This window comes from Legionella tunisiensis (assembly GCF_000308315.1).
Taxonomy (GTDB): Bacteria; Pseudomonadota; Gammaproteobacteria; order Legionellales; family Legionellaceae; genus Tatlockia; species Tatlockia tunisiensis.
Genome location: NZ_CALJ01000100.1, coordinates 1 through 2,774 on the forward strand (window position 1 = coordinate 1; position 2,774 = coordinate 2,774).

Genomic DNA, 2,774 nt, shown 5'->3' on the forward strand with positions numbered 1-2,774 from the left:
TATATGACTACATTTTTGCAATTACTAATAAATGAAGGCTGGAAAGTGAAACCAGTCGACGTTGAAAATGGATGGTTAGAGATTGATTCTATTCGCGATTTATCCGTATATGAATCATTGGCGCAGGAAGGCAACTTAGCAAAGTATTACAAAATGGAATTATAATGAAATTCATTAGATATCTAAATAATTTAATTCGTTTATTTCAGCTATCCAAAGCGCATAGGCAAGTTGTTTTTTACTCAGAAGGAAGAAATTACTGGACTCATTTAGAGAGTTTAGTAAATGAGTTATTGAACACTACCGAAATAAATATATGTTATATTTCCTCGGGGAGTGATGATCCCGGCTTAAATTTGAAACACCCAAGGTATAACGCATTTATTACCGATGAAGGTTTTTTTAGAAACTGGTTGTTTGCAAACATTGAGACTGATGTATTGATTATGACCATGCCAGATTTGCATCAATTTCAAGTGAAGCGCTCAAAATATCCTGTCCATTATATATATGTACAGCATTCTCTTGTAAGCCTTCATATGGCATACCGCAAAGGTGCATTTGATTATTTTGATACTATATTCTGTGCTGGACCCCACCATTATGATGAAATCAGAGCGATGGAAACCCAATATAATCTACCTGGTAAAAATCTGGTTAAATATGGTTATCCAAGATTAGACTCAATTAAAGCTGAATATAAAAACAGCTTGAAAGAACTTAAACGAGATAAAAATACACTTCACGCGCTGTTGGCTCCTTCTTGGGGAAGTTATGGAACTATTGAATCTGGTCTCGGTCTTAAAATTGTTGATAGTTTAATAATGAAAAATATTAAAGTTACGCTAAGACCTCATCCGCAAACTGTTAAATTCGCTAGAAAAAAGTAATGGAAATAATAGATAAATATAAATCAAGCGCACTATTCGATTATGAATCCAATATGTCTACTCAGACTTCCTTGCTTGAATCAGATTTTATGATTAGTGATTGGTCCGGTGCGGCATTGGATTACGCTCTGGCATTAAATAAACCAATTGTATTTTTGGATGTTCCGAAAAAAATTAATAATCCTGACTATAACTCTCTTGGTATTGAACCGATAGAAGAGAGCCTGAGAAATACTATTGGGATAATAACTCTAGATTATGATAATTTTATAGACTCACTTGATTTTGAACCCAAATTAATCTATCAGATTATGTTTATAACGAACTTGAATCAGCGCAACATGGAACAAATTATATAAAAAATTTATTAAATAAAAAAGCAGTTGATAATCTAAGTCATGTATAAAAAATTATCTCACAAGCTCTTTGTTCTTGGCTTTATACCAGTTCTAATATTTTTAATGTTTTTTTCAAAAATATTTACAAATGAGAAGCAAAGCAATATCAAAATCAGGGAAACTACCTTCTATGGCCTTGCTTCATACTATAACAATAGTAGGTATTATTTATTTGATGGTAATGAAGTATTCCCAGTTGAAGAACATGAGAAGCTAGATTTGAATAAATCTCTATCATTTTTGAAAGCAAATAGACTTAATGTCAATGTGATAAAAATTGATGGTTTACAATCACCTTTATATAAAGAAGTTTTTCAGCCGAACAACGCAAATCGTTTTGATAAGTTAGGTCAGCCAGATAAAGTAGTAAAGAATGAAGATCTAGGGTTAATTTCTGAAAAGTTGCAAAAACTAAAATATATTCATTTATGGTCACCTTTGGCATCTCTTTGTTTAACCATAGAGCGATTTCTAATTGATATTCATAATTTCTTATGTGTGAATTGGGGCGTGGCTATTATAATTTTATGCATCATAATTAAATTATTTACTTTGCCTATCTCTTTATTAACTTTATATTTTCAACGTCAAGTCAGCCAAATTCAATCGAAACTTAACCCAATAATTTTAGATATTAAATCAAAATATGATGGGGAACAGGCTCATAATTTAATTATGAGCGCGCATAAAGATTTGGGCATAACACCATTTTATTCTTTAAAACCAATGATTGGCTCGCTGGTACAAATACCCATATTGATTGCGGTATTTAATGTATTAGGGGTGATGTCTCAATTTGATGGGGAAGAATTTTTATGGATTAATAATTTAGCTTACCCGGATTCTATTTTTATTTTGCCATTTTATTTACCAGGCTTGGGTAACACTGTTAATTTATTGCCCGTCATTATGACATTAATAACCATTTTTTCTACGACTATTTTTAGGAATAAACATTTAGATTTAAGAGAGTTGAGGAAACAAAAAGAAATCTCTATTTGATGGGAACTGTTTTTTATTTATTTTATCCATTTCCCGCTGCCATGGTTTTGTACTGGACAGTAGCTAATATTCTACAAACAATACAAGAACAATTAATTAGAGTTTAAAATTATGAATGTTTCGGAAATTATTGATGCGTTAATAGAACAAATTGTTATAAATTTAAATGGTCCTACTTTAAAAAAGATGCTTTTGATATGGAACTAATTGCCTATCAATTAGCGGTCATAAAAATTGGGAGGAGTTAGAATTTGAACACATTAAATTTATACTTAAAAAATTAATGTGGGAAGAAAGCTATTTTCAACTTATGATAAAAGCGGTCGAAAATCAACGGATAACGAGCTTAATAAACCCTACTTAGAGTTGATTGTTCTGGTTATAACTAAATATATTTTTCTATATAGTATTACTTCTAAAAGTAGTTTTTTAGAAACATTAATAGTCTATACAAAATTCTTGATATACATTCTCCAGAATGGTT

The 2,774-nt window shown here is 30.7% G+C and carries 3 protein-coding genes; all 3 read left to right on the forward strand.

All coding sequences use genetic code 11. The features are described 5' to 3' along the window. The first annotated feature begins 164 nt into the window (after positions 1 to 164). Genes BN58_RS23070 through BN58_RS07445 form a run of 3 tightly spaced genes read left to right on the forward strand, consistent with a single transcriptional unit; the run spans position 165 to position 2,290 of the window. Positions 165 to 890: a CDP-glycerol glycerophosphotransferase family protein gene (locus BN58_RS23070; protein ID WP_019216299.1), complete on the forward strand. Its 726-nt coding sequence runs from the start codon at positions 165 to 167 to the stop codon at positions 888 to 890. Next, positions 890 to 1,249, forward strand: coding sequence for a CDP-glycerol glycerophosphotransferase family protein (locus tag BN58_RS35905; protein WP_019216300.1), 360 nt, complete (start codon positions 890 to 892; stop codon positions 1,247 to 1,249). The genes BN58_RS23070 and BN58_RS35905 overlap by 1 nt, the downstream gene beginning before the upstream one ends. A 39-nt stretch (positions 1,250 to 1,288) precedes the next feature. Further along, positions 1,289 to 2,290, forward strand: a complete 1,002-nt coding sequence (locus tag BN58_RS07445; protein ID WP_019216301.1) for a YidC/Oxa1 family membrane protein insertase — start codon at positions 1,289 to 1,291, stop codon at positions 2,288 to 2,290. Positions 2,291 to 2,774 lie beyond the last annotated feature (484 nt).

Excerpts from the sequence above, each read along its gene's own strand:
- BN58_RS07445 (WP_019216301.1), top strand. The coding sequence starts at position 1,289 with ATGTATAAAAAATTATCTCACAAGCTCTTTGTTCTTGGCTTTATACCA.
- BN58_RS35905 (WP_019216300.1), top strand. The coding sequence starts at position 890 with ATGGAAATAATAGATAAATATAAATCAAGCGCACTATTCGATTATGAA.
- BN58_RS23070 (WP_019216299.1), top strand. The coding sequence starts at position 165 with ATGAAATTCATTAGATATCTAAATAATTTAATTCGTTTATTTCAGCTA.